19 protein-coding genes and 1 pseudogene are annotated in these 26,385 nt (G+C 71.7%); 7 read left to right on the top strand and 13 right to left on the bottom strand.

Features of this window, described 5'->3' with window-relative positions:
* Nucleotides 1-5: 5 nt before the first annotated feature.
* The 7 genes from ABEA87_RS28355 to ABEA87_RS28325 all read right to left on the bottom strand — a co-directional run bounded on the left by ABEA87_RS28355 (nucleotide 6) and on the right by ABEA87_RS28325 (nucleotide 7,622).
* On the bottom strand, nucleotides 6-1,223 hold the full coding sequence (locus ABEA87_RS28355; protein WP_345634712.1) for a low temperature requirement protein A: 1,218 nt from the start codon (nucleotides 1,221-1,223) through the stop codon (nucleotides 6-8).
* Nucleotides 1,224-1,251: 28 nt separating this feature from the next.
* Complete coding sequence (locus tag ABEA87_RS28350) at nucleotides 1,252-2,262, bottom strand: ABC-2 transporter permease (RefSeq protein ID WP_345634710.1); 1,011 nt, start codon at nucleotides 2,260-2,262, stop codon at nucleotides 1,252-1,254.
* On the bottom strand, nucleotides 2,259-3,170 hold the full coding sequence (locus tag ABEA87_RS28345) for an ABC transporter ATP-binding protein (protein ID WP_345634708.1): 912 nt from the start codon (nucleotides 3,168-3,170) through the stop codon (nucleotides 2,259-2,261). The genes ABEA87_RS28350 and ABEA87_RS28345 overlap by 4 nt, the downstream gene beginning before the upstream one ends.
* Before the next feature lie 153 nt (nucleotides 3,171-3,323).
* On the bottom strand, nucleotides 3,324-4,226 hold the full coding sequence (locus ABEA87_RS28340) for an ABC transporter ATP-binding protein (RefSeq protein ID WP_345634706.1): 903 nt from the start codon (nucleotides 4,224-4,226) through the stop codon (nucleotides 3,324-3,326).
* Nucleotides 4,223-4,612 carry a GntR family transcriptional regulator gene (locus ABEA87_RS28335; RefSeq protein WP_345634704.1) on the bottom strand — a complete coding sequence of 130 codons (390 nt, stop codon included), beginning with the start codon at nucleotides 4,610-4,612 and terminating at the stop codon, nucleotides 4,223-4,225. The genes ABEA87_RS28340 and ABEA87_RS28335 overlap by 4 nt, the downstream gene beginning before the upstream one ends.
* Before the next feature lie 122 nt (nucleotides 4,613-4,734).
* Complete coding sequence (locus tag ABEA87_RS28330) at nucleotides 4,735-6,228, bottom strand: alkaline phosphatase family protein (RefSeq protein WP_345634702.1); 1,494 nt, start codon at nucleotides 6,226-6,228, stop codon at nucleotides 4,735-4,737.
* A 185-nt stretch (nucleotides 6,229-6,413) separates the two neighbouring features.
* Nucleotides 6,414-7,622 carry a low temperature requirement protein A gene (locus tag ABEA87_RS28325; protein WP_345634700.1) on the bottom strand — a complete coding sequence of 403 codons (1,209 nt, stop codon included), beginning with the start codon at nucleotides 7,620-7,622 and terminating at the stop codon, nucleotides 6,414-6,416.
* Between the two features lie 310 nt (nucleotides 7,623-7,932).
* Between ABEA87_RS28325 and ABEA87_RS28320 the strand changes: the two genes are divergently transcribed.
* Entirely contained in the window at nucleotides 7,933-10,761 is a 2,829-nt protein-coding gene (locus ABEA87_RS28320; protein ID WP_345634698.1) for a PKD domain-containing protein, read from the top strand.
* 103 nt (nucleotides 10,762-10,864) lie between these two features.
* Here ABEA87_RS28320 and ABEA87_RS28315 read toward each other — a convergent pair whose 3' ends face one another.
* Entirely contained in the window at nucleotides 10,865-12,223 is a 1,359-nt protein-coding gene (locus ABEA87_RS28315; protein WP_345634696.1) for a CynX/NimT family MFS transporter, read from the bottom strand.
* Nucleotides 12,224-12,535: 312 nt separating this feature from the next.
* Nucleotides 12,536-13,138 (bottom strand): TetR/AcrR family transcriptional regulator, encoded by a 603-nt coding sequence (locus tag ABEA87_RS28310; protein WP_345634694.1) that lies wholly within the window; start codon nucleotides 13,136-13,138, stop codon nucleotides 12,536-12,538.
* A gap of 165 nt (nucleotides 13,139-13,303) precedes the next feature.
* Here ABEA87_RS28310 and hpnR point away from each other — a divergent pair, with 165 nt between their 5' ends.
* From hpnR to ABEA87_RS28290, 4 genes are all read left to right on the top strand, one after another.
* Nucleotides 13,304-14,860, top strand: a complete 1,557-nt coding sequence (gene hpnR, locus ABEA87_RS28305; RefSeq protein ID WP_345634692.1) for a hopanoid C-3 methylase HpnR — start codon at nucleotides 13,304-13,306, stop codon at nucleotides 14,858-14,860.
* 92 nt (nucleotides 14,861-14,952) lie between these two features.
* A complete protein-coding gene (locus ABEA87_RS28300; RefSeq protein WP_345634690.1) occupies nucleotides 14,953-17,160 on the top strand; it encodes an FUSC family protein in 2,208 nt (735 codons plus the stop codon).
* Nucleotides 17,161-17,281: 121 nt separating this feature from the next.
* Complete coding sequence (locus tag ABEA87_RS28295; protein WP_345634689.1) at nucleotides 17,282-17,932, top strand: acyl-CoA-like ligand-binding transcription factor; 651 nt, start codon at nucleotides 17,282-17,284, stop codon at nucleotides 17,930-17,932.
* Nucleotides 17,933-18,026: 94 nt separating this feature from the next.
* Entirely contained in the window at nucleotides 18,027-19,601 is a 1,575-nt protein-coding gene (locus tag ABEA87_RS28290) for an FAD-dependent monooxygenase (RefSeq protein WP_345634688.1), read from the top strand.
* A 92-nt stretch (nucleotides 19,602-19,693) separates the two neighbouring features.
* Here the strand turns inward: ABEA87_RS28290 and ABEA87_RS28285 are convergent, their stop codons facing one another.
* Nucleotides 19,694-20,983, bottom strand: coding sequence for a glycosyltransferase (locus ABEA87_RS28285; RefSeq protein ID WP_345634686.1), 1,290 nt, complete (start codon nucleotides 20,981-20,983; stop codon nucleotides 19,694-19,696).
* 556 nt (nucleotides 20,984-21,539) lie between these two features.
* Here ABEA87_RS28285 and ABEA87_RS28280 point away from each other — a divergent pair.
* Nucleotides 21,540-23,231 carry an MFS transporter gene (locus tag ABEA87_RS28280; protein ID WP_345634684.1) on the top strand — a complete coding sequence of 564 codons (1,692 nt, stop codon included), beginning with the start codon at nucleotides 21,540-21,542 and terminating at the stop codon, nucleotides 23,229-23,231.
* 2 nt (nucleotides 23,232-23,233) lie between these two features.
* Here ABEA87_RS28280 and ABEA87_RS28275 read toward each other — a convergent pair whose 3' ends face one another.
* Nucleotides 23,234-23,965, bottom strand: a complete 732-nt coding sequence (locus ABEA87_RS28275) for a DUF7873 family protein (protein ID WP_345634683.1) — start codon at nucleotides 23,963-23,965, stop codon at nucleotides 23,234-23,236.
* A gap of 168 nt (nucleotides 23,966-24,133) precedes the next feature.
* On the opposite strand from ABEA87_RS28275, the gene ABEA87_RS42740 reads away from it, so the two are divergent.
* On the top strand, nucleotides 24,134-24,694 hold the full coding sequence (locus tag ABEA87_RS42740; protein WP_425570970.1) for a low temperature requirement protein A: 561 nt from the start codon (nucleotides 24,134-24,136) through the stop codon (nucleotides 24,692-24,694).
* Nucleotides 24,695-25,222: 528 nt separating this feature from the next.
* Here ABEA87_RS42740 and ABEA87_RS42735 read toward each other — a convergent pair.
* Nucleotides 25,223-25,606, bottom strand: a pseudogene (locus ABEA87_RS42735) (glycosyltransferase); the annotation flags it as partial.
* 172 nt (nucleotides 25,607-25,778) lie between these two features.
* Nucleotides 25,779-26,375, bottom strand: a complete 597-nt coding sequence (locus ABEA87_RS28265) for a hypothetical protein (protein WP_345634679.1) — start codon at nucleotides 26,373-26,375, stop codon at nucleotides 25,779-25,781.
* Between the last annotated feature and the right edge of the window lie 10 nt (nucleotides 26,376-26,385).

The following is a 26,385-nucleotide window of genomic DNA, read 5'->3' as shown; positions in this document are numbered from 1 at the left end:
GCGCGTCACTCCATCGTTGGTAGGCCCGCCCGGGCGGTGGCACGGGAGCGCCGCGACCATTCGGTGCCCACCAGCACGAGCAGGAACGCGGTGAGCAGCCCGAGCGCGGCCAGGGCGGGCAGGTACCGGGCGGCGGGCACCAGCGCCAGCAGCACGGCGATGGCGACGAGCTGCGCGGGCGGGACGGACCGGACGGTGAACCGCAGGAACAGCGCCCGGCCGGCCAGGTAGAGGACCACCCCGCCGTAGAGCGCGGTGGTGGAGGTCCACGGCAGCCGCGCCGCGGACGCATGCTCCTGCCGCGGGTGGGCCACGCCGGCGATGGTCTGCTCAAGCCCCAGCGCGGTGTAGATGATCCCGGCGATCAGCAGGAAGTGTGCCAGGCTGTACGCGTCGCTCGCCGATCGGCCGCGCCGCTGGATCGGCACGCGGCCCAGCGCCTCGCCCGCCGCGGGAGCGGAGATCTTGAAGTACAGCCACCACAGGCAGACCGCCTTGGTGAAGCCGAGCAGCGCCGCCACCAGCACCGGCCACTGGGTCACCGCCGAGCCGACCCCGGCGCCGGTCGAGATCAGGGACTCGCCCAGCGCGATGATGAGCACCAGGCCGTGCCGCTCGGTGAAGTGGCTGGGGCTGCGCAGCCGCCACCCGCTGAAGGCCGAGGCGATGAAGCCGCCGCCGAAGTCGATGGCGAACGCCGCGGCCCACAGCAGGGTCTGCGCGCCGCCGCCGGCCAGGGCGCCGAGGAACAGCGGTACCCAGGCCAGCACCGCGGTGAGCGTGAACAGCCGCAGCGTGGTGCGCATCTGCCGGTCGCCGGCCGCGATGTGGAAGTAGAGGACCAGGTCCAGTACCCGCAGCACGACGTAGGCCACGGCCAGGGTGAGGGGGCCGCGGTGGCTGCCGCCGGCGTGCTGGAAGGCGTCGGGCATGGCCAGCGCGATCACGAAGATGGCCGCCATCGCCGCGATGGTGCCGGCGGGGATCAGGCCGAGGTCGGCGCGGGCCTGGTTGCTCAGCCAGGCGTAGGTGGTCCAGGCCATCCACAGCAGCAGCAGGAGCACGAGGCCCTGGGCCAGGGTCAGCGGGGTGGGCGGGTGACCCATGAACGAGATGATCCGGGTGAGGGCGAAGATGAACACCAGGTCGAAGAAGACCTCGAACGCGGTCGCCCGGTGGGTCTCATCGGTCAGCACGGGCCGGGACCGGAGGATTCGCCACATAGGGCAATCCTCCGGCCCGGCCCGGTGGTCAGCCCCGGATCCGGCGGATCCACCAGAGCGACACGCCGACCAGCAGCACGGCCAGCACGACGAAGCCACCGAACTCCAGCATCTGGAACGACCAGTACCGGTTGGCCGGCTGGTACGAGACCCGGAAGTGCAGGTTCAGCCGGGCCACGCAGTCCTGAGTCTTCCTCGGATCGCGCAGCAGGCACTGCCGGAGCTGATCGCTGACGACCTGCCTGCCGGCGGAGTCGAGCAGGGCCGCGGAGGAGGTGAGCATCAGGGCGCCGGGGATGGTGTAGCCCTCGATCTCCACCGGGCGCCCGGGCCCCGGGATCTTCAGGAAGCCACCCCGGTCATCCGGGACCGCACTCGTGTACGGCACCGACGCCGTGACCGGCGCGCGAAGGTGCGGGCGGGCGGCGATGGGTATCGCGAACTGGACCACGGCGATGACGGCCAACGTGATGGCCATCGCCGGTACGGTGCGGCGCACGAGCAGCCCCACGGCGATGCCGAGCGCGAACGCGAACGCGGCGTATCCGAGCGGGGTGAGGTTGCGCGACGCGAAGTCGATGGCCAGGAACCGGTTGCCCTCCACCTGGTCGAAGCGGCTGGCCGCCCAGGTGAGCCCGAGGCTCGCCGCTCCGGTGGCGGCCACGCCGAACAGCCCGACGAGGGTGAGCTTGACCGCCAGCCAGCGGGTGCGAGTCACGCTCTGGTTCCACACCAGGCGGTGGGTGTCGGTCTCGAGTTCCCGTGTGATCATCGGGGTGGCCCAGAACAGCCCGATGATCGCGGGTACGACCATCAGCAGCACCCCGGACACCCGCACGGGGCCGGCGTAGTCCTGGACGAAGCGGGCCTCGACCTGGGAGAGGCTGCAGCCATTGGCCGCGACACAGCCGAGGATGTCGGAGTTGTAGCTGTGGCGGATCGAGCGGCCCAGGACCACCAGATAGCCCGCGAGCGCGGCGAGGACGACGAGTGCCGCCACGAACTGGACGCGGAACTGCCGCCAGGTCAGCCAGATCATCGCTGCGCCTCCATGGGCCTCGTGGTGGGCTGGTAGGCCACGGACGCGTCGGCGGCCCGGGTCAGGTAGGCGAGGATCAGCTCTTCCAGACCGACGCTCTCGATTCGATGAGCGCCACCGGGGATCGGCGCGGTGCCGGCTCGCCGCACCACCACGGTACTTTCGCCGGCGCGGTGTTCGGCGGTGATGACCTCGACCTCCGCGGGCAGGTCGTCGAGGTCGCCGCGTGCCGCCCTCAGCCGGTGGTGCTCGGCCAGCAGCGCGTCGACTTCGCCCGCGAGCTGGACCCGCGACGCGGACAGCAGGACGAGGTGGTCGCAGACCTGTTCCAGGTCGCTGATCAGGTGTGAGGACAACACGACGGTCACCTCCAGCTCGCCGATGAACTCCATCAGGTTGCGCAGGAACTGGTTGCGCGCCAACGGATCCAGTGCGGCGACGGGCTCGTCGAGGATGAGCAGCTCGGGTCGTTTGGCGACGGCGATCGTCAGGGCGAGCTGGGCGTGCTGGCCGCCGGAGAGCCGGCCGGCCTTCTGTCCCGGGTCGAGACCCACCTGCGCGATGCGCCGCTCGGCCAGCCGCTGGTCCCAGCTCCGGTTGAGGCGGGCGCCCAGGCGCAGGTGGTCGCGTACGGACAGGCCCGGGTAGACGGGCGTGTTCTGCGCGACGAAGCCGACCCTCGCCAGGTGGGCCGCGTTCGCGGCGGGCCGGTTACCCAGCACGGTGATGGTGCCCGAGGTCGGCGTGATGAGCCCACCGGCCAGCCCGAGCAGGGTCGATTTGCCGGCACCGTTCGGCCCGACCAGACCCACCACCCTGCCGGGTGGGATGTCGAGGTCGACGTCCGTGAGCGCGGGACGGTGACCGTACCGCTTGGTGAGCCTCTCGGTGTGCAGGACGGCTGTCATGTCCTCACCCTCGTGCCTCGTGGCGATGTGGCGGACGGGTTCGCGGGCGCGCGAGCGGCGCCGCGGTGAGATCATTCAAAGAGCTATTTAACTACGATGTTAGCAGTATGGAGAGACGGGTCGATGAGTGTCAAGCGATCCCGTTCTCGTCGGTCAGGACCGCGTCGGCAGGAGCCGGCCCGGTGCCGCGATCCCGCTGCCGGCCTCGGCGCGTCGCAGGTAGGCGAGCACCAACTCCTCGAGGTCCAGCCGCTGGACCTGCGTGCCGTAGTACGGGAGCATCACGGGGGAGCGCAGCGTCAGGGTGGTCTGCCGGCCGGTCCGCTCGGCCCGGATGATGTCGACCTCCGCGGGCAGGGCATCGAAGTCGCCCTGGCCCCCTATCAGGCGGTGGTGGGTGTCCAGGAGATCCTCGGCGAGGCCCGCCACCTGCACCCTCCCGCCGGCCAGGACGACCAGATAGTCGCAGACCCGCTCCAGGTCGGTGACCAGATGTGAGGACAGCACCACGGTGGCCGCCAACTCGGCGACGAACTCCATCAGGCTCTGCAGGAAGGTCCGGCGGGCCAGCGGGTCCAGGGCGGCGAGCGGCTCGTCGAAGATCAGTAGCTCGGGTCGCTTCGCGGCGGCGAGGGTCAGGGCGAGCTGAGCGCGCTGGCCACCGGAGAGCCGGCCCGCCTTCTGGCCGGGGTCGAGCCCGATCCGGCGGACGCGGTCGTGCGCCAACCGGGGATCCCACCGGGGGTTGAGCTTGGCGCCGAGGCGGAGGTGCTCGGCCACGGACAGGTTCGCGTACAGCGGGGTGTCCTGGGCGACGAAGCCGACCCGGGCCAGTTGCTCAGCGGTGGCCGCCGGCCTGCTGCCCAACACGCTGATGCTGCCGGTGGTCGGCGCGATCAGCCCGCACGCGAGGCTGAGCAGCGTGGACTTGCCGGCACCGTTCGGGCCGACCAGGCCGACGATCCGTCCCGCCGGGACGCGCAGGTCGCAGTCGGTCAGCGCCCATCGCTGCCCGTAGCACCTGCCGAGGCGCCTGGCCTCGATCGCCAACGTCACCGCGGCACCCGAACGGTGGCGCGGAAGGTGGTCATGAACAGGGCCTCGATGTTCTCCGCGTCGAGGCCGGCCCGGTGTGCCGAGTCGAGCCAGCGCAGCAGGTCCCGCCGCAGGGGTTCGTGCGCCGGCAGGGAGTCGTCGGCGAGGCTGCGGGTCACGAACGTACCCAGGCCGGGCCGCGGCGACACCAGGCCCTCGTGCTCCAGCTCGCGGTACGCCTTGAGCACGGTGTTGGGGTTGATGGCCAGCTTGGCCACCACCTCCTTGACCGTCGGCAGCTGGTCGCCGGGGGACAGCAGGCCGAGGCGCAGGGCGTGCCGCACCTGCTGGACCAGTTGCACGTATGGCGGGACGCCGGAACGGATGTCCAACTGGAAATCGATCACGGCTCCACCGCCCATCAACGCCTGACTGCCATTTAACTAGGATCGTAGATGTTTAGGGTACGCCAACGGCCGCGGGCCGGGCGGGAACGCCCGGCCCGCGGTTGACGCGCGAGGTGCGGAAATCACTTCACCTTCGGCCGCTTGCCCGGCTCCTGGTGCGGCACGCTCTGCTGGGTGGTCGGCACCACCGGCGGCGGCAGCGTGGCCACCTCGTACTGGGCCAGGTTGTACTGGCCCGTGGTGTCCGGCAGGGTCGGTACGGTCTTGGACGTGTCGTTGAACCGGAACGCCGAGGTGAGGTCGCCCACGGTCCGGCGGCGCCAGTCGCTGATGTTGGTCTCCATCACCCCGGTGATCTGCTCCAGGAACCGCAGCTGCGAGGTGTGGTCGAACAGCTCGGAGGCCACGTAGCCACCGACGGTCCAGGGCGAGACGATGACGCACGGCACCCGGAAGCCGAGTCCGGTCGGCAGGCCGGCGCCGTCCACCCCGGTCACCGACGTCTTGAACACGAACTCGTCCGGCGTGCCGGCCGGCGGGGTGGGCGGCAGGACGTGGTCGAACAGCCCGTCGTTCTCGTCGTAGGACAGGATGAACACGGTCTTGGCCCAGACATCCGGGTTGGCCGCGATGGCATCGATCTTGCTGGCCACGAAGGTGGCGCCGGCGGCCGGCAGGCCGGCGGGGTGCTCGTCGTAGCCCGACGGGGGTAGCAGCCAGCTGACCGTGGGCAGCTTGTCGTTGAGCGCGTCGTACTCGAACTGACCGATCGGCGAGGTCGCCATGCCCTGGTCGTACAGGGGCGTGCCGGGCTGGGCGTTGAAGTACTGCGCGATGTGCTGGATGGCGGCCAGGCCGGTCACGCCGCCGGGCTGGTGGTAGATCTTCCAGCTGACGCCGGCCTCGGTCAGCCGCTCGGGGTAGGTCTTGAAGGAGTACGCGCCGTTGGGCGCGTCGGTGGTCAGCGACGGACCGCCGGCCACACCGTTGGGGTCGATGGTGCCGGCCATCCACATGTGACGGTTAGGGCCGGTCGGGCCCATCACCGAGCAGTGGTACGAGTCGCAGAGGGTGAACGCGTCGGCCAGGGCGTACTGGAACGGAATGTCATCCCGGGTCAGGTACCCCATGATGTACGGCCCGTTCTTGCCGTCGGCGGCCATGTGCGCCGGCACCCAGTTGTCCATCTTGCCGCCGTTCCACGCCGCGTGCTGTACGGCCCACTCGTGGCTGGTCGACGGGATGGCCTGGGCGGCGCTGATGCGGGTGTTGAGCCGGTACGGCAGCAGGTAGCCGTCGGGGTTGGACGGGTCGGGCTGGTAGTAGACGGGGTGGCCGTTCGCCAGCCGCATCGCGTGCGGGTCCTCAAAGCCGCGCACGCCGGACAGCGAGCCGAAGTAGTGGTCGAAGCTGCGGTTCTCCTGCATGAGGAGCACCACGTGTTCGATGTCCTTGAGGCTGCCGCGCTTCTTGGGTGGGTTCGCCAGCGCCTTGCGAACGTTCACGGGCAGGGCCAGCGAGGCGGCGGTGGCGCCGGTCGCGGCGGCGGCGGAGCCGAGCAGCCGGCGGCGGGTCACGCCGCTGCCGCCACCCGAGGTTGCCGAGGTGTCGCTCATCGAGATCCTTCCAAGGGTCGAGCGATGGTGCGAACCTGAGCCTGATCACCGTTCATGGCGGACATTGCGGTAGACGGGTGAATGGATCTTGAATGCAGATTGAAGCCTCGCGGCGCGGCGACGCCGGTGGATCGGCGTCGAGGCGTCGAGGCGTCAGTGCGTCGAGGCGTCAGTGCGTCAGTGCGTCAGGCGTCGGGTGTGCCGTGCCGGTGGCTGGTGGCGTGGCTGGCCCTGGCCCGCACGCGCAGCTGATCGGTGATCGCGATGCCCAGCAGGGCTCCGGCGGAGATCGCCGCGGCGAGCAGGGGAGAGACGAAGAAGACCACCACGGGTGCCGTCGCGACCAGGGCGGCCAGGAAGGCGACCCGGGCCCAGGACCATCGGCCGAAGACCTCGTACTCGAAGGTGATGCGCCCCATCATGAACAGCGCCGGGCCTCCGATTATCATGCCGGCCCATCCGGGCGGCGTGGTGCCGCCCGGTCGTCGGATGACCAGCTCGAACCCGGCGGCGGTGCTGATGATGCCAATTATCATCACCACATGGGTGTACGGCGCCCACAGCGCGTGCCGCCCGGGACGGTGAACGGTGACCAGCTCGAGGATGGATCCGGCCCGGTTCACATAGATCTGGTACATGAGCAGGGTCACGAAGAACGACAGCACCGCCGCCACGGCGTGCCCCCCGCCGTGCGGCACCCGGGCGTACACCAGGATGCCGACCAGGATCATGTCGCCCAGGGCCAGGATCATGAACTGCTGGTACCGCTCGCCCAGGTGCTCGCCCGCCCGGTCGTACTGCGCCTTCGGCACCCGGCCGAGCCACGGCGTCGGGTAGCGCAGCCCGCCACCGACGTAGTCAATGGCCAGCGCGAGGCCCCACAGCGCGAACCGCACCCGTTCGTCGACGAGCCCGCCGACCAGCCACGGCACCGCCGAGGCGCCGAACCAGGACATGAAGCTCAGCGTTCGCCGGCTGGCGGAGTAGTCCTTCCGATAGGACTGCACGCTGGTCAGCAGCACGCCGCGGCCGAGGTGGATGGCCACGAACGTGGCGGCGAAGACCAGCCCGCCACCCGCGAAGGCGTGTGGCGCGGTGACCGCCAGCTGGCTGGTGCCCAGCATGATACCGGCCAGCAGGATTTTGATGGTCCGCTGCTGCGGGTCGTAGAAGTCGGCCAACAGCGTGGTGACCGTCCAGATCCACCACACCGCCATGAGCGGCAGGATCGCCTTCGCGGCCCCCGTCCACGACGGGTCGCCGGCCAGCGTCATCGAGGTGAGCGCGAGCACCCCGACGAAGACCAGATCGAAGAACAACTCCAGCAGCGTCGCGCGCTGTTGCGCCTCCGGATCGCGCCGCCGCAGGCCCGACGCCGGGGGTGCCGGCCTCATCGACCCGCCGCACCGTCACCGGCAGCGCGGGCGCCGGCACCGGGCCGGTGGCTGGGCGGGGCCCGGCGGGAGCGGCGCGGGGCGGCGGTCATGACCGGACACACACGTCTACGGTGGCAGATCCGGATCGCGCGCACCCGCGAACCGTGCGGAACGGTTGGTGCCTCCGGATGCGGTGCCGGCGGGCCCGGCACGGCGTGCGCGGGGGGCAACGGTAAGACTTCGATGCCGGTAACATTCGCCGGCACGGGGGGAACGAGCGGGTATCACGGGGATCCGGCCGCCCTTCGGAGCGGACCGAGGAGAAGCCGTGCGCCCGTCTCGTCACCTGGGGACGTTAGCCCCGATCCTGTTGGCCGCCGGAGCCCTGGTCATTCCGGCAGCGTCGGCGAGCGCCGCGCCGCCCGACACCCTCTACGTGAACGCCGGGCTGCGGTGCGACGACTCCGGTGACGGCAGCCAACAACTGCCGTACTGCTCGATCCAGGCCGCCGCGAACGAGGTGGTGGCCGGCCAGACCGTCGCGATCGGCGGTGCGGTGCCGTACGGGTCGGCGACCATCACGCACTCCGGCAACACCGGGGCGCCCATCACCTTCACCAGCTACGGTGCGGTCCGGCCCACGGTGGCCGGAGGGCTGCTGCTGTCCAGCGTGCACGACGTCATCCTGTCCAACCTCGGCGTCACGACGCCGAGCGGCAAGTTTGGGATCCAGGTCTTCGCTTCCTCGAACGTGACGGTGGACCGGGTGGCCGTCGGGTCCGTGGCCAGCCCGACCGCGAACAACATCGGGGTGAGCATCTTCGGCGGCTCGTCGGGCGTGACCCTGTCGAGAAGCCAGATCACCGGCCTGTACGGCGTCGGCGTCCAGGTCGTCGCCGGCTCCCAGGCGACGGTGACCACCAACCGCATCGTCTCCTATGCGCCGGAGGCGGTGTGGCTCGATGAGGCGGTCAACACCGCGGTCACCGGCAACACCATCGCCACCGCGTGCACCTCCGGCATCCGTGTCGCCAGTTCGTCCGGCACCCTGGAGAACAACGCCGTCGGCACGGGCGAGCCCAACCCCACCAGCGGGTGCGAGTTCGATATCGGCGGGCTGATCGTCGACAGCCCGTCCGTGAGCCATGTGCACACCGACTACAACTCGTACCACGGGTTCACCTACGACGACATCTGGCGCGGCGTGGACTACCAGACGTCGGCGGCGTTCTCGGCGGCCACCGGGCAGGGGGCGCACGACACCGAACTCGACGAGTTGCCGCCCGCCCAGGCACCGGCCGAGCACTCGACCCTGATCGACTCCGGGGACGCGAACGCACCGGGCCAGCTGACCGCGGACATCCTCGGCATCCCGCGCACGGACGACCCGCTGGTGGACGACACCGGCACCGGTTCGCCGGCGCCCGACCGGGGCGCGTACGAGCTGCAGGACCCGATGCATCTGACCGACACGATGACGCCGGCGCAGCCCAAGGCGATCGTGCCGGTGGACGTGAGCGTGACGGTCACCTCGCCGGCGACCAGCGGCTGGTCCCAGCCGATCAGCTTCTCGGTGGACTTCGGCGACGGCAGCGCCAGCGTGCCGGTCACCTCGGGCGGCACCGTGACCCACACGTACTCCACGTCCGGCCAGTACACCGAGACGACGACGGCGACCGACCCCGGCGGCGCACGGGAAACCGTGACGCACCAGGTCACCGCGGGCACCACCGTGGCGCCGCTGGTGACGCTCACCGATTCCCGGGTCTTGTACGAGCAGCCGCCCGGCAAGCTCAACATCCTGCCGGGCGTCGCGCAGTTCAATTTCGCGAACTCGGATCCGTGGGAGCTGCGCGACACCACGCTGAACTTCGGGGACGGCACCTTCACCGATCCCGTGACGACGAACACCAACGCGCGGTACGAGTACGCGCACGCCGGCGCCTACACCGCGCGGGTCAGCCAGACCGACGTGTTCGGCCGCAGTTCCTCCGACCTCGACACCCTGGTCGTGGGCGACGGCTTCCTGCCCGGGCCGAATGATCCTCGGCGGGTGTACGACAGCCGCACCAGCGGCGTGGACAGCGTGCCGGCGGGCGGCGTGGTGAAGCTCTCGCTCGATCAGCTCACCGCCGGCGCGACCGGGGTGGAGGCCGCGCTGGTCAACGTCACCGTCACCAACCCGACGGCGGCCGGATACATCGCCGTGTACCCCGACGGGACCACCGCGCCGACCACCTCGAGCGTGGACTACGCGGCCGGGCAGACGGTCGCCAACCACACCGTCGCGCTGGCCGGCGGCAACGGGATCGTCGACTTCTACAACCACAGCAGCGGCCCGGTCGACCTGATCGTGGACAGCCTCGGAGCGCAGGTTCACGGCCAGGCGTCGGACACGTACCAGCCCGACGGGCCGGTGCGGCTGCTGGACACCAGGACCACGGTGGGCGGTGCGCAGGGGCCGGTCCCGGCGGCCGGGTCGGTGACCGTGCAGGTCGCCGGCACGAACGGGGTGCCGGCCGACGCCGCCGCGGTGGTCATGAGCGTGGCGGCCACGGACACCAGGTCCGCGGGATTCCTGACCGTCTACAACGACGGTGGCAGCAGGCCCGGCGTCTCCGCGATCGACTGGGCGGCCGGGCAGACCGCGTCCAACCTCGTGGTGGCGCCGCTGACCGACGGCAAGCTGGTGTTCTACAACTCCGGCCCCGGCACGGCCAACTTCCTCGCCGACATCGTCGGCTACTACAACCAGGGCGGCCAGTCCTCGGTGTTCCTGCCGTCGAAGCCCACCCGGCTGTTGGACACCCGATCCGGGCTGGGCAACAACGGCCAGATCGTGAAGCTGCAACCCCATCAGCAACTGGTGCTCTCCACCGCCGCCAACTTCGGCGCCGCCGCGTCCTCCGGGATCTCCTCCGTCGAGGTCAACCTGACCACCACCAACGCCACCGCGGCCGGATACATCACCGCGTACCCCACCGGCAAGGCCCGCCCGGTCACGGCGAGCCTCGACTATCCCGCCGGGCAGACCGTGGCGAACATGGCCGTCACCCCGGCCTCCAACGGCGCGATCACCCTCTACAACGGCGGGCCGGCGGCGGTCGATCTGATCGTCGACCTGGCCGGCGGCTACTACAGCTACCCGCAGAGCTGAGCAACGTTCGACGACCCGGGGCCGGCCGCACCTCACGGTGCCGGCCGGCCCCGCCCCCGACCCCCCGGAATCGCCGCCGGGCGGCCCCAGCGACCGGTCTGGCTCACGCGTCCGACGCCGCGCCACGACCCAGACCAGTCGCCGTCGCGGTCACCTCGTGGGACGCGTACCGCTCGCGGGCCGCGCCGAGCCCGAAGAACACCGTCGGCGCGCCGAGGACGATGAGCACCGCCAGCGGCAGCGCCCAACCGCCGGTCGCCTGGTGCAGCGCGCCCAGGGCCAGCGGGCCGACGGCCGACAGGATGTACCCCGAGCACTGCGCCATGCTCGACAGTTGCGCGGCGTGCCGGGCGTCCGGCGCACGCAGCACGATGAACAGCACCGACAGGCTCAGGCCGGCGCCCTGCCCGACCCCCATCAGAGTCATCCACAGGTAGGTGTCGCTGCCCGGCGCCACCAGCAGGCCGGCGAAGGCGACCATGGTCAGCAGCGCGCTCGACAGCACGAGCACTCCGGGCCGTAACCTGCGGGCGGCCAGCATCGGGGTGAAGAACGCTCCGACGACGGCCGTCAGGCTGGAGAAGGACAGCATCCAGCCGGCCGTCCCGGAAGACATCCCCGCGTTGCTCAGGATGGTCGGCAGCCAGGCCGCCGACGAGTAGAAGACCAGCGCCTGCGCCGCGAAGTAGAACGCCACGAGCCAGGCCACCGGGTGCGTCCACATGCCCCGTACCACCCGGTCCGCGACGTCGCCGGCGGCGGCCGGGCCGGTGCCCGCACCGCCGCGTGCCGGCCGGTGCCGCAGTTGCGGCAGCCACACGAGCGTGGCCAGAACGGCGAGCAGGCCCCAGATCCCCAGCGCGGGCCGCCAGCCGAGGTTCGTGGCGTTCGCGATGGGCAGGGTCGCCCCGGCGGCCAGCGCCGCGCCGCCGAACAGCGACATGCTGTAGACGCCGGACATCAGCCCGACCCGGGACCGGAACTCCTGCTTGATGACGCCGGGCAGGAGCACATTGGCCACCGCGATCGCCGCCCCGACGACGACGGTGCCGATCAGCAGCGTCGCGGTCGGGCTCAGCAGCCGCAGGGCCGTTCCGGCGGCCAGCAGCATCATCATGACCAGCAGGACGGGGTTGACGCCGAAGCGGCGCCCGAGGCGCGGCGCGATCGGGGCCAGCAGCCCGAAACACAGCACCGGCAGCGTGGTGAGCAGCCCGGCCATCGAGGTGGACATGCCGGTGTCGGCGCGGATGGTGTCCAGCAGCGGCGAGACCGCCACCACCCCGGGGCGGAGATTCAGCGCCAGCAGCACCAGGCCGATGGCGAGAAACCCCAGGGATCGCCGGCGGGCCGGCCGATGGTCACCCGGCGCCTCGGCGCGGTCCGGGACTCGGTCACCGGCGTCGGTCCTCGACCCCGCCGCCCGGGTGAGCGCCCCACCGCCCGACACATTGACTGACATCGATCAATCTCCTCGCTCTGCGGTCCGGTGACGGCCGCACTGGTCTGTGCGGTGGATGGTGTGATTCGTGAACGCGTCGCCGCGCGCGTCGTCCGGCCGGCGACCGTGGCTCGGGCGTGGCTCGGGCGCGCGGGCATGGCGGGACCGCGCCGGTCGGTCGCAGCGCCCGACGGCGCCGGTAGTTCGCAGCGCCCCGGTGGCGGCGTCAGTACCGGGCCGGTCGGGAAGTGTCGTGCGAGAACGGCCGTCCAGCGCGACGGCCGGCGATCCCTCCTCGGGGCGGCACCGGCGGCCGGCGCCGGACGGCGTTGGTTAGTGGTCGGTGCGCGCCGAGGACTCCGGCGCGCTCGCGCGCAGCAGCGCCAGGGCGCCCCGGACGGCCCGCTCGTAGGGTGCGACCGACTGCTCGGCCCGGGACAGGGCATATCCGCCCTGGATGACGGCCGCGAGCGTATCGGCGGTCTCGTCGGCGTCGAGCGACGCGGCGAACTCGCCGGCCGCCCGGCCCTCCTCGATGGCCTCGGCCAGGAACCGGTGCAGCAGCGCGAAGGTCTCGCGGACCGGTTCGCGGAGCTGATCGTCGACCACCACGTCGGGGTCGGCCACCAACCGTCCGACCCGGCACCCGCGAAGGACCTCGCGCTCCCGGAGCAGGTAGGCGGAGATCCGCGCGAACGCCGTCGTGTCGGCCGCGAAGATGGCCGTGAACTCTTCCTGCATCAACGCGGCGCTGCGCCGCTCGGCCTCCAGAACAAGGTCGGACTTGCCCTTGAAATGGTGGTACATGCTGCCCTGTCCGACTCCGGACCGCCGCAGGATCGCCGCCGGGCTGACCCCGACGTATCCGCGATCCCACAGCAGCTCGCAGGTGCCCTCGATCAGGCGCTCGCGGGCGTCATCGTGTTGCGGTGCCATGACTCCACCATACCTACTAGTACGTATGTTGCCGATGTGAGCTGGCTCTAACCGGCGTGCCGTGGACTCCGGGGCGGTTCACCCGGTTTCGTCTGATAAGCGGCTCTCGGGCCAGTAACCTGGCCAACAGGAGGATTCTTCTTGTTATGACCGGGGTGGCGTCACATGCGGGTTCTGCTGGTACACCCGAGCGTCCTGATGTACTCCGAACTGTTCCTCAGGTTGGAGCCGCTGGGGCTTGAGCGGGTGGCCGGCGCGATCCGGGACGCGGGCCACCGGGTACGCATCGTCGACCTGCAGACCCACACCAAGCCGGAGCTGGCCAAGGAGTTCCTCGACTTCGAGCCGGACGTGGTGGGGTTCGGGCTGAACTACCTGGCCAACGTGCCCGAGGTCATCGACTTGGCGCGGTGGTTCAAGCGGCAGCGGCGGCCGCCGTTCGTCTTCGCGGGCGGGCACTCGGTCTCCTTCATCGCGGAGCACGTGCTGGCCCAGTCCGAGGGCGCCATCGACGCCATCGTGCGGGGCGAGGGCGAGACCGGCGCGGTCGCTCTGCTCGCCGCCGCCCGCGACGGGGCCGCCCACGAGGCGCCCGGCGCCGTCACCCCGCAGGGCAGCGGACCGCCGCCGCGCATGCTGGACTCGATCGACGCCCCACGCCCGGCCCGCGATCTGATCCGCCGCCGCAACCGCTACTTCATCGGTGTGCTCGATCCCGCCGCCTCCATCGAGTTCACCCGGGGCTGCCCCTGGGACTGCTCCTTCTGCTCGGCCTGGACCTTCTACGGCCGCAGCTACCGTAAGGTCTCGGCGGCGGCCGCGGCGGAGGAGCTGGCCGGGATCCGGGAGCACGGCGTGTTCATCGTCGACGATGTCGCGTTCATCCGGCCCGAGCACGGCGACGCCATCGCCGCCGAGCTGGAGCGTCGCGGGGTACGCAAGCAGTACTACCTGGAGACCCGGGCCGACGTGCTGCTGCGCAACACCGAGGTGTTCGCCCGGTGGCGGCGGCTCGGGTTGAACTACGTCTTCCTCGGCATGGAGGCGCTGGACGCCGAGGGGCTGGACCTGTTCCGCAAGCGCATCAGCCCGGACGAGAACATGCTGGCGCTGGAGCGGGCCAGGAGCCTCGGCCTCACGGTCGCCATCAACCTCATCGTCGACCCGCAGTGGGACACCGAGCAGTTCCGCCTGGTGCGCGAGTGGGCGCTGTCCGTACCCGAGATCGTGCATCTGTCGGTGATGACCCCCTACCCGGGTACCGAGATCTGGCACACCGAATCCCGCAAGCTGACCACGTTCGACTACCGGCTGTTCGACATTCAGCATGCGGTGATGCCGACCCGGCTGCCGCTGCCCGAGTTCTACCGGGAATTGGTGCGCACCCAGTCCGTGATCAACCGCAAGCACCTCGGCGTCGCGGCCCTGGCGCAGACCGCCGGCCTGGTCGCCCGCCACCTGATGCACGGGCAGACCAACTTCGCCAGGATGCTGTGGCGGTTCTCCCGGGTCTACGACCCGCGGCGGCTGAACGCGGAGCATCAGCGGCCGGTGCGGTACGAGCTGCCGGCCCCGCAACCGCACACGGTCGCGCCGCGCGAACGCCAGCGGCTGTACATCCACAGCCACCGCACCGGCGCGCACGCGCACGCGCCGGCGGAACCGGCTGTGCCGGCGCCCGTGCCGGCCGCGCCATCGCCGGACCCGCGCCGGCTCGGCTGAGTCACCGCCTTGGCGTCCGGTCAGCGCCGGCATTCCGGGCCCCGCCGCGCGGCGCACCGGCCGGTCAGTCGGTCGAGACAGGGGAGCCAGGCATGATCGGCGCCGGCATCGTGAACCGGTTGAGACGCCGGGATCCCGACCACCGGATCATTCTGCGGTCCGTCCGCCTGACCATTGTCACGGTGCCCGGCTACTACGTCTGCCTGTACGGCCTCGACGACGCCATCCTCGCCACCTACGTCGTCTTCGGAGTGATCTCCGCCGGGCTGTTCATCGAGTTGCCCGGTCGGCCGAGCAGCCGGGCACGTGCCCTGCTCGCCGCGATCCCCGCGGCGTGGGCCCTGCTGTCCCTGGCGACCGCGCTGGACATCAGAACCCTGTGGGCGGTCGCCGCGACGCTCGTCATCGGATTCTCGGTGGCCTTCTTCGGGGTCGGCGGACCTCGCCTGGTCGGGCTCGCCGCCGGCCTTCAGCTGTTCTTCATCGTGGCAGTCTTCCCCGCGCAGCACGCGAACGCGCTGCCGTCGCGGCTGATCGGCGCCACGGTCGGGGTTGGGCTCGTGGCCGCCGCGGAGGTGCTGCTGTGGCCCGAACCCACGCCCGTGCCGTACGAGCGGCGCCTCGCCGAGGCCGTGGCGGCCGTCGCCGACCTGCTGAACGCGTGCGGGAACGTGCTGGCCGGCCGTCCTGGCGGCCGGGAGGAGTTGGCGCGCCAGCGGGATCGGGCGGCGCGGGCCGTCGAGGTGACGCGGATAGCCGGCTTCCGCCGGACCGAGCGGCCGACCTCGGCGAGCCGCCACGACCGCGGCCTGCGTGACGCCGCGGCGACCACCCGGGAGGTCGCCGAACAGGTGTGGCGGTTCGGGTCGCGGCCCGAGCTGCGGGACCACGTGGACGACGCGATGGCCGGGTGGATGCGCCGGTACGCGGAGTCGATGCGGCGGTCGAGCCGCCGGCTGACCGGCCAGCGGCCGGCCGGGGGCGACGAACCCGACCCGCGGGTCCCCGAGTTGGAACCGGGTACCGGCGGGCCGCCCGAGCGGTCGGAGTTCCACCGCCTGCGGCTGTGGACGAGCCTGCGCACCCTCGGGGAGCACGTGGAGGGCGTCGGCATGGCCGTCGGCGTCGCGTTGGGCGAACCGCCGTGGTTCGAAGGGGAGTCGCGGCCCGGCGGCTCCGGTGCGTTCTGGTACGCGGGGCACAACGACGTCGCGCTGTTCTGGCGGCAGCTGCGGGCGCACCTGACGCCGCGCTCGGTGTATTTCCAGGGCGCGCTGCGGCTGGCCGTGGCGCTGGCCGCGGCGCGGCTGGTCGCCGCGGAGCTGAGGCTGTCGCACGGCCTCTGGGTGCTGCTCGGCACCCTCACCGTGATGCGCACGTCCGCCTTCAATACCCGCACGACGCTGGTCTCGGCGGCCTTCGGCACCGTCATCGGCGCCGTCATCACCGGCGTGCTGCTCAGGTTCGCCAGCGGCCCGGTGCCGTTCTCGTTCGAGTTCCTGGGGGCCACGCTGCTGTCCTACGCGGTGGTGCCGATGCTGGGCATGATCTGGGGTCAGGCCGCGCTCACTATCATGATCACGCTCGTCTTCGCCCAGCTCGCCCCGGCGAACGTGGGGCTGGCCCGGGTCCGGCTCATCGACGTCGCCATCGGCGGCGCGATCGGCGTCGCCGCGGGGCTGCTGCTGTGGCCCCGGGGAGCCGGTGGCGAACTGCGCCGGCGGGTCGGCTCCTACCTTCGGGCCGGTGCCGACCTCATCGAGGAGACCGTGGCCGTCGTGGCCGGCGACCGTGAACGGTACCGCGTCGAGGAGCCGAGGACGCTGTCCGCGGCGCGCGCCGAGTACGTCCTCGCGGACGCCTCGCTGTGCCTGTACTACCTGGAGCGGCCGCAGGCGCGCATGTCGCACGTCAACTGGGACGCCTCGATGGTCGCGGGGCATCACATCCTGCACGGTGCCGAGCTGCTGCTGCGCGGGGACGAGGTGGGTGCGCTGGCGTCGTGGCCGGAGGCGACGGCCGCGCTGACGCAGATCGCGCGGGCGCTGCGCTCGGGGTATTTGGACCTCGCCCGGCAACTGCCCACCGGAAGGATCGCCCGGCCGGTGACCATCCCGCTGGCCGGCGAAGCGATCGCCGAACGGGCGGCGGGCATCATCACCGCGGGCGGGGGCCGGCCGGAGGACGCGTGCCTGGTCCAGGTCGCGGACTGGCTCGCCGACCTCAGCGAGAACCTGAGCTGGATCCAGACGGTGTCGGGCCGCCCGACCGAGGGGCCGTCGCTGGACCGGCCGACCTGACCCGCGGGCCCGACCGACCTGACCGCGCGCCCGTCGCGAATGACCCGGCGAGACGGGAGCGCAAAAACCTGCCTGTTAGGCATCATTGCACTTTGGGCAAAAATTGCTTACCGTGGTTCGCGTGGATACCGAGGCGAGCGAACGCACCGGACTGCGGGAGCGCAAGAAGCAGGCCACCCGTGCCGCGCTGAGTTGGGCCGCGATCCGGCTCGCCGCCGAGCGCGGGGTGGACAACGTCCGGGTGGAAGACATCGCCGCCGAGGCAAACGTTTCGCTGCGCACGTTCCGCAACTACTTCGCCAACAAGGCGGAGGCCATCGTCGCCCGGCACCTGGACCGCGCGCTGCGGGTCGCCGACGAACTGCGCGCCCGGCCCGCCGAGGAGCCGTTGTGGGACGCCATCGCCAACGCGGTGCCGGTCCAGTTCGCGCCCGAGCGGCAGGAGGGCGGGCCGGGCCGGACGGCCGGCGGGGAGCACCCACGCGGCCAGAACTGGGCCGAGGGAATCCTGCTCATGCTCGGCGAACCGACCGTGCAGGGCGAGTTCCACAAGGCCAACGCGGCCGCGCAGGACGAACTGGCCAGGGCGATCGCGGAGCGCACCGGGACCGACGCCGCGCACGACCTCTACCCGCAACTGGTCGCGGCGGCGGTCGGCGCGGCGATCGGCGTGGCCATGAACCATTGGCTGCGCACGGATCCGCCCGCCGCCATCGCGCCGCTGATGCGCGACCTGCTCACCCAGCTCGCGGCGGGGCTTCCCGTCCCGTAGCGCGCGCCCGACGCACCCTGTCGAGCCCACCCGTTTCCGGGCCGGGCCGGGCCGCCATGCCCAGCTTCGCCTCTCGCAGAGAAAGGACAACGCCGTGATCGCCGATGTCGTCATCGCGGGCGGGGGCCCGAACGGGCTCATGCTCGCCTTTGAACTGAGCCTGGCCGGGGTGCGGCCGATCGTGCTGGAGCGCCTCGCCGAGCCGAGCGCCGAGCCCAAGGCCAACGGACTGGTCGGCCAGGTGGTCGAGATGCTCGACCGGCGGGGCCTGTACGAACGGCTCGCCGGCAGCCCCGGACCCCCCCAGCCGGTGCCGGGCTACATGTTCGGTGCGCTGCCCCTCGACCTGACCATGCTGGAGGACAACCCGATCCGGGTGCTGCCGGTGCCGCAGCCCCGCCTCACCCGGGTTCTGGCCGAGCGCGCCGTCGAACTCGGGGTCGAGCTCCGGTGGGGGCACGAACTCGTCGCGCTGTCGCGGGGCGACGACGCCGTCGCCGTCACCGTCGCGGGCCCGGACGGGGAGTACCGGCTCCAGGCGCGCTACCTCGTCGGCGCGGACGGCGGGCACAGCGCCACCCGCAAGCTGTCCGGCATCGATTTTCCGGGAATCACCACGGACCGGCGGGTCTCCCGCGCCGCGCACGCGTACCCGCCGGCCGAGTGGGTGGACCCCGATACCGGCGCGCTGACCGTGCCCGGGTACGGCACCATCCCGGCCCGGATGCATCACCGCAACGAGCGCGGGCTGTTCGTCTTCGCGCAGTTTCCGGGCCGGCCGCCGCTGGTGAACACCACCGAGTTCGACGTACCCGACGGCGACGAGACGCCGATGACCCTCGACGAGCTGCGGGCCAGCATCCGCCGGGTACTCGGCGTCGACGTGCCGCTCGAGGCGCCCACCGGCGACGGGCCGCACCTGCTGCGCCGGCTGGTCGGCGGCAACACCCGGTTGGCCGAACGGGTCCGGGACGGCCGGGTGCTGCTGGTCGGCGACGCCGCCCACGTGCATTCGGCGATGGGCGGGCCCGGGCTCAACCTCGGCCTGCAGGACGCCATCAATCTCGGCTGGAAACTGGCCGCCGAGATTCACGGCTGGGCACCGCCCGGCCTGCTGGACAGCTACGCGGCCGAGCGCGTGCCGGTGGCCCGGCGGGTCGTCATGCAGACCCAGGCGCAGTCCGCGCTGATCGCCCCCGGCAGCGAGGTCACCGCTCTGCGCGAACTGTTCGCGGAGCTGCTGCGGGACCCGGCCAATGCCGCGCGCATCGCGGGCCTGATCGCCGGCACGGACGTCCGGTACGACCTCGCGGCGCCCGGCGCGCACCCGCTGGTCGGACTGTTCGCCCCGGATCTGGCGCTGCGCACCTCGAGCGGGGCGGTGCGGCTGGGGGAGCTGACCACCGGCGCGCGGCCGCTGCTGGTGGATCTGACCGATGGCGGATCGCCGGCGGCCACGGCGGCCGGATGGCGGGAGCGGGTAGAAGTGGTCAGGGCCCGCCCGGGGACCGGACTGGTGCCGGCGACCGCCCTGCTGCTGCGGCCCGACTGCTATGTGGCGTGGGCGTCGGCGTCGCCCGATCCGGACCCCGAGGAGCTGGGGACGCTGCGGACGGCGATGGGACGGTGGTTCGGCGCACCGACCCGTGACCGCGAGCCCGTGGGGTGAGCCCTCGGCGGTGCCGGATTCCGGTGCCGGCGACCGAGACGACGGTCGCCGGCACCGGTGCGCTAGGCGGGGGTGTGCTAGGCGGGGGTGTGCTAGGCCGTCTCCACCACCTGAGCGATGGTCTCCAGCGGGTCGTACCCGGCGAACTCCGCACGCAGCTCGCGCGCCCGGGTGCGGAAGGTCGGCTCGGCGAGCAACGACGTCACCGCCGCGCGGATGGCCGCCTCCCCGGGCCGGCCGCTGTGCAGGCTCACGCCGGCACCGCTCCACTCGACCCGCGCCGCCACCTCGGGCTTGTCCTGGCTCTCGCCCGCCACCACCAGCGGTACGCCGTGGTGCAGGGCGGCGTGCACGCCGCCGTAGCCGCCGTTGGTGATCAGCACGTCGGACAGCGGCAGCAGCCGGTCGAACGGCACGAACCCGGCCAGGCGGGCGTTGGCCGGTACCGTCCCGAGCGACGCGCGCACCGCATCGGGTCCGTCCGGGCGCGCGGTGGCCGCGACCACGGTCACGTCCAGTTCCGCGAGCGCGCGCAGGGTCGGCTCGACCAGCGCGGACAGGTCGTTGTTCTCCAGCGTCCCCTGGGTGACGGTCACGACCGGCCGGCCGGCGGTCAGCTCGCCCCACCAGTCGGGCAGTTCGAAGTCGCCGCCCGGGTCGGGCGGCAGCGCGCCGACGAACCGGAAACCCTCGGGCCAGTCGCCACGCGGGTACTCGAACGACGGTACGGTCAGCTGCAGGTAGTGGTCCTGCGCGTGGGCGATGAAGTTGAACAGGCTGTCGTCCAGCTGCACGCCCAGGTCGGCCAGACCCTTGGCGGCGTACTCCTGCAGCGGAGCGGTCAGCTGCCGCATCTGCTCGTACATCGCGCGGTTGCGGGCCCGCCCCGCCTCGCCCGGCAGCGGTGGGATTCCGGTGCCGAACGGCGCGGTGTCCACGCTGTCGAAGACGGGCGGCAGGATGCCCACGGTGGCGGTGGTGGGCCGCTCCTCGCGAGGCAGCCCGGAGATCGGCAGGATGCCCAGGAACATGATGTCGACGAGCACCACCGAGGCGGGGAAGTCGGCGAGCAGCGCGCGCAGCCCCTCGTACTGGTCGGCCATCGGATTGATGACGCCGTGTACGAGGTCGAAACCGATGCGCTCCGGGCCCTCCGGGACTTCCTCGCGTCCCGGCAGCGAACCGGGGAAGGTGCGCTCGTCGAAGTCGGCGAGTCCCCGCAGCGGTACGAACCGAGCCCCGGTCTCCTGTGCGCGCTGCCCGAAACGGGAACCGGTGTGGACCACCACCTCGTGCCCGCGCCGTACGAGGTCGGTCGCGACCGTCAGCAGCGGAGCGACGTGTCCCTGGGCAGGGGTCGAGGCGATAACCACTTTCGCCATGCGTGTTACCTCATTCTTCCCGACAGCAAGCCGAGTCCGGCCGGCGTTGCGCGGGCCGCACCCGGCGGCGGCCCAATCGGCCGCGCGCTACCCTAACCGCCCCGTCGTTCCCGGGGAACGGCGGGATGATCTTGTTAACCGAGGGTTCCATCGCAGTTGGTCGTGACCCGATCGCGTTGGCTCACGACGCCGGCGCGACGATCGGCGTGACCCCACGCGAGCCGCGCGACCGCCGCGCATCCGGCCGGGCGAGGCATCCGGCGAGGTGAGGCATCCGGCCCGGTGAGGCGGGCGGGCGGTAGGCTGGCGGCGTGATTCCGCTGGAGGCCGTGGCCGCTGCCTACGCCCAGTGGTTCGCTCCGGACCTGCCGCTGTACGGCAACGATCACGAACGCGGCGACCTCGCTCCCTGACCGTCCACCACCGACGCCGTCACAGGTCCCCTCTTTCCCCCTCCGGAGCGCTTCGCCATGCCCACCGTGTTTGTCTCTGCCCTACCCAACAATCCGCCGCTTCCACTCCGGCCAGGGTCGGCCGTCACCGCGCGGATCGCGTGGTGAGCGCCGCCGACAGCGTGAGCGGCGCCGACAGCGTGAGCGGCGCGGGCGGCGACAGCGTGAGCGCCACCGACAGTGTGAGCGGTGCGGGCGGCGTGACCGCCGTGCTGCGCGCACCGCAGACCGTCCGGGTGCTCGCGGCCAGCCAACTGGGGCGGCTGCCGCTCGCCTCGGCGCCGTTGTCGCTGCTGCTGTTCGCGCGCGACACCATGAGCATCGCCATGGCCGGCGTGCTCGTCGCCGCGTACACCGCGGGTACCGCCGTCGGGCAGCCGATGCTCGCCCGAATCGCCGACCGGTGGCGCCAGCCGCCGGTGCTGTGGGGCGGGGCGGCCCTCTCGACGGTCGGGTTCGCCCTCGTCGTGCTGTACCCCACGCCGGCCGTCGCCGTCGTCGCGGTAGCCATGGCCGGGATCGGCGCGCCGCCGTTCGAGTCGTGCCTGCGCGTGCTGTGGCGGGACCTGATCGCCGAACCGCTGCTGCACGCCGCGTACACCCTGGACGTCGCGCTCCAGGAGCTCATCTTCATCGTCGGGCCGCTGGTGGCGCTGGCCGGGTACGCCGCCGGCGGCGCCCGGGGCGGCCTGGTGGCGACCGCCGCGAGTCAGCTCGCCGGTACCCTGCTGTTCGTCACCGCGCCGGCGGTGCGGCGCTGGCGCGGCAGCCCGGCCCGCCGGCACTGGGCCGGCGCCCTGCGCTCACCGGACCTACGGCTGTTGCTGGCCGCCACCGTATTGGTGGGCGCGGCGGTCGGCGCCACGTCGGTCGCGGTCGCCGGGTACGCCGACGCGCACGGGTCCCGCTCCTGGGCGGCCTGGCTGCTCGCCGCCCACGCGGCCGGGGCGCTGACCGGCGGGCTGTTCGCCGCCCGGTACCCGTTCCGGAATCCCCGCCGGGCCCTGCCCGGCGTGGTGGCGGTGCTGGCCGCCGGCTACCTGCCGCCGCTGCTGGCCGCGCCGTTGCCGGTGATGGCGGGCGCGCTGGCGATCAGCGGGCTGATGCTGCCGCCCACGCTCACCGCCGTGTTCATCACGGCCGACCGGGTGGCCCTCCCGGGCACGGCGGCCGAGTCGTTCGCCTGGGTGGCGACCGCGTTCGCCGCCGGCAGCGCAGCGGGCTCCGCCGTCGACGGCGCCGTGTGCCAGGCGATCGGCGGGGGCGATCGGCTTCGTCCCGGCACCAGCGGTCATCGCCGTGGCCGCGGCGTTGCTGTGGTCGCGCCGCCGCCGGGTCCGCCCCGTCGAGGCTGGCGCGACGGCCGGCGGCTGAGGGCGGCCGTCGCGTACCCGGGAATGGGCGACCCCCGGCGGCATACCCATCCGCCGGGGGTCCGGTTACCACCCAATTGCGCTCGCCAGTGGCGTTTAAGTCCGTGGATCAGTCTGATGACGTCGCGTTCTGCCGTTGAACCACCGGGGCAGGGAGAGCCCCAGGCTGGATTTGAACCAGCACCTCGACTGTCGTCGTCCACGTCCGGTCGATCTGGCGATCGGTGGAGAATGCTGAGGCTGGAGCAAGAGTCTGAAATTCAGGTGCCGCCCGGCTGCCTCTTCCGATTGGGCCACCCGCGCCTGTGGTGCGCGGGGGAGGGGTCGAACCTCCACTGGGGCCGGGTCGTGCGTCAGGCTCAGATTCACCCTCAGCTTCTGCCCTCGCGGGCACCCCCGTGCTCCAGACGGGGGAGTCTGTGAGCTTACCCGAACAGGTAGGTCAGGATCGGGTCGCCGACGTGGCGGTCCGTGACCTCGATGCTGTTCGCGGCCTCGCGGGCGAACTTGACCGCCTCGCGCAGCTTCGTCACCCGCTCCAGCAGGTCCCGGACCGTGGTCGCCGGCAGGGCGCCGGAGAACTTGATGGTCGCCCAGGTGCCGACGATGACGTCCTCCTGGTACACCTGCACCTGCGCTGGGTGCTTCTCCGTCGCCTCGGCGAGAACGTGGTTGCGGGGCACCTTCTTCGTCCGGGTCGTCTGCACCGGGTCGGTCGCGTAGTAGCCGGCCGCCTCGTTGAACGTCCAGCTCTCCGACGGATCGAGGGTCGGCAGCTTTTCCACGAACGTGTGCAGGTCCGTCAGCTGCTTCTCCAGGAACAGCAGGTAGGTCACCGGCACGCCGGTCAGCAGCGCTTGGCCGTCGACCACGATGTCGGCGGTGGCGTCGCGGTTCGCGTAGTCCTGGCTGGCGACCACGTCGAAGAGGCGGGTCAGGCTGGCCTTCACGTCCCGGATGACGCCCTGCGCGGTCAGCTGCACCCGGGTCGACTCGGCCGGCAGCCGCTCACCCTCGTCGTCCTTCGGTTGGTAGGTGCGGGAGATGCCCGACAGGAGGGGCTGCTTCTGCACGTCGCGGTGCGCCGCGGTCAAGGAACGCAGAGTCTCGCTCTTGACGCCCTTCGACACGGCGATGATCTGGTTCAGCTTGGCCACGGGCTGTTCTCCGAGAGGTGAGTCGGGGGTGGACGAGCGCGTCGGGTCGGGCCGGCGCACAGGTGAGTAACGTACCGGATTCCGATCTGGTGGCAAGCGGTTTGTCGGCGCCGCGATGGCGCCGGGAACGGTGGGGACGCCTCGGATTAGGGCAACGCGCATCGGCTCGTGATTGCCGGTGACCGATGGTCGCGTGCCGTAGGATTTCCCGGTGGGAGGGCGTGCGTGTCAACCGCTGAGCTGCCCCGGATCCTCCGGAGACCCGATGAGCCCCTCGCCTCCTCGTTCGCCAGCGCCGTGCTGCTGTTCCTGCTGTATTTCCAGCAGGTCCGCCGGCCGGCCGCGCCCCCGCCCGGCCGCTTCGCCGAGAAGGTCGGCCCGGGCACCTTCACCTCCCACTGGCACCTGCTGATGGCCGGGGGCGTGGTGGCCATCGCGGCCGGCGACCGGTCGATGATCGATCACCCGATGGGGTCCACGTCGTGGGGGCTGGCCCTGGCCATCGTTGGTGGGCCGGGGATGTTCCTGATCGGCTGCTGCCTGTTCGACCGGATCGCGACCGGCCGGATTCCACGGCTGCGGCTGGGAGCGGTCCTCCTCCTGTTCGCCCTGACCCCGGCGCTGCGGGTGAGCCCGCCGCTGCTCGCCTCGGGGCTCGCCAAGGCGGTCCTGCTGCTCATCCTGTTCATCGAGGGCCCGATGTACCGGCGGCGCCCCCAGGCGACCTGAGCGGCGGCCGGCCAGAGCCTGGTGCAGCGCGGCCCGCGAGTCCCGCAGGAGTTGGCGTTCGAACTCCTGCGGGTCGTGCTCGCCCGGCCGGTACCGGGCCATCATCGCGTGCGCGGCCTCGAACCAGCTCCGCACCGCGGGAACCAGGGTTGGCGCCAGGCGCCCGTCGCGCAGCGCCCAACGCGTGACCAGCGACAGCTCCTCGGCCATCAGGTCCGGCTTGGGTCGCTGCGGGTTGACCCAGTCGTCGGCGAGCACGGGACGCAACCGGACCGCGTTCTCGTTCCAGTGCAGCAGGATCTCGAGATCGGAGGTGAACCCGTCCGGCAGCGTTTGCGGCCAGAGTTCGCGACGCGCGGCGCGCTGCCCCGACCACGGCGTCGACCCGGACCGCGCCAGCAGGTCGGGGTACAACGCCCCGGCCAGCGGAGCGAAGAAGCCCATCAGCCACAGCTGCGGGTACACCGGTCGCCAGTACAGGTCGGTGACGCAGGCGTCGGCGATGCCGGCCAGGATCGGCTCGACCAGCAGCGGCACCAGCGGTGGATCCCCGAAGTACCGCACGTCGCCGTCGATGAGGCACACGATGTCGCCCCGCGCCCCGGCAAGCCCGGCGATGATGGCCGCGCCCTTGCCCTTCGGGGACTCGATGACCCGGGCGCCAGCCGTGCGCGCGATGGCGGCGGTGTCATCGGTGCAGCCGCTCGCGCTGACCACGATGTCCTCGTCGACCCCCAGCAGCTCCAGGCCACGCCGGGACTCCTTGACGACGTCGGCGATCGTCTCGCTCTCGTTGTGCGCGGGGATGAGCACGGTGACCGTCGCGTTGGACCGGGCGAGAGTGCGGGCCGTCACCAGTTCGAGGCCCAGCGCGGCATCGATCCGCGGCCGGTCGGTCAGCTCGGCGGCCATGGACGTCAGCCGCGGCGGACGGTGACGGGGTTCCCGGTGCTCACCACGTAGTTCGACCACATCACGGTTCAAGATCCTAATGGGCGGCCCGCGCCGATCAGGAGTTCCAAGATCTATTCTGTGGACAAGATCTCAGCACGTACCCGTCGTGGCAGCCCGGACCGGGGTCGGCTCAGGACGCCCGGCGCCGGATCATCGACTTCCTCACCACCCACCTGAACCCCGCCGCGTAGTCGACCCGTCCGGCTCCCGTGGCCGCCGGTTGTTCGCGGTAGCCGCGAACGTACCGGACCACCGCCTCGTTGCGCAGGGCCGGACCGGGGAAGGGTTGGCGCGCGAGCTCACGGAGACCGAGGAAGAAATCCGTCATCCGCGGGTAGGCGGGGGAGTAGAGCTCGACGAGCTGCTGGAGGTGCGACTCCCAGGCGGCCGGCGACTGGAGGTATCCCCGGCCTATCAGTTCGATCATCCACAGCTCATAGATGAAGTCGGGGATCCAGCCGCGGTCGAAGAAGAAGAACTCGATGCTCAGCTGCCCCCAGTACTGGGTGACCCACCGGGAATCATCGAAGCGCTCCCCGTCGCGCATGAGGTCGTGGTACCGGGTTGTGAAGTGGATGACCGCTTCGCTCTGCCGCACGTCCAGCGTCTGTCGACGGTCCAGTTCGGCGATTCTCGCGTTCTGCCGCCACGCCAGGAGGGCGGTCGCGACCGAAATCGCGATCGCCGCCCAGGCCGCGCTCAGGGTCGCGAGGTCGGTGATTCCCATGACCGGCAGA

It is taken from the genome of Rugosimonospora acidiphila (assembly GCF_039543385.1).
Taxonomy (GTDB): domain Bacteria; phylum Actinomycetota; class Actinomycetes; order Mycobacteriales; family Micromonosporaceae; genus Rugosimonospora; species Rugosimonospora acidiphila.
Note: the sequence above shows the minus strand (reverse complement) of the source record. Positions and strands in the feature narration are given on the sequence as shown.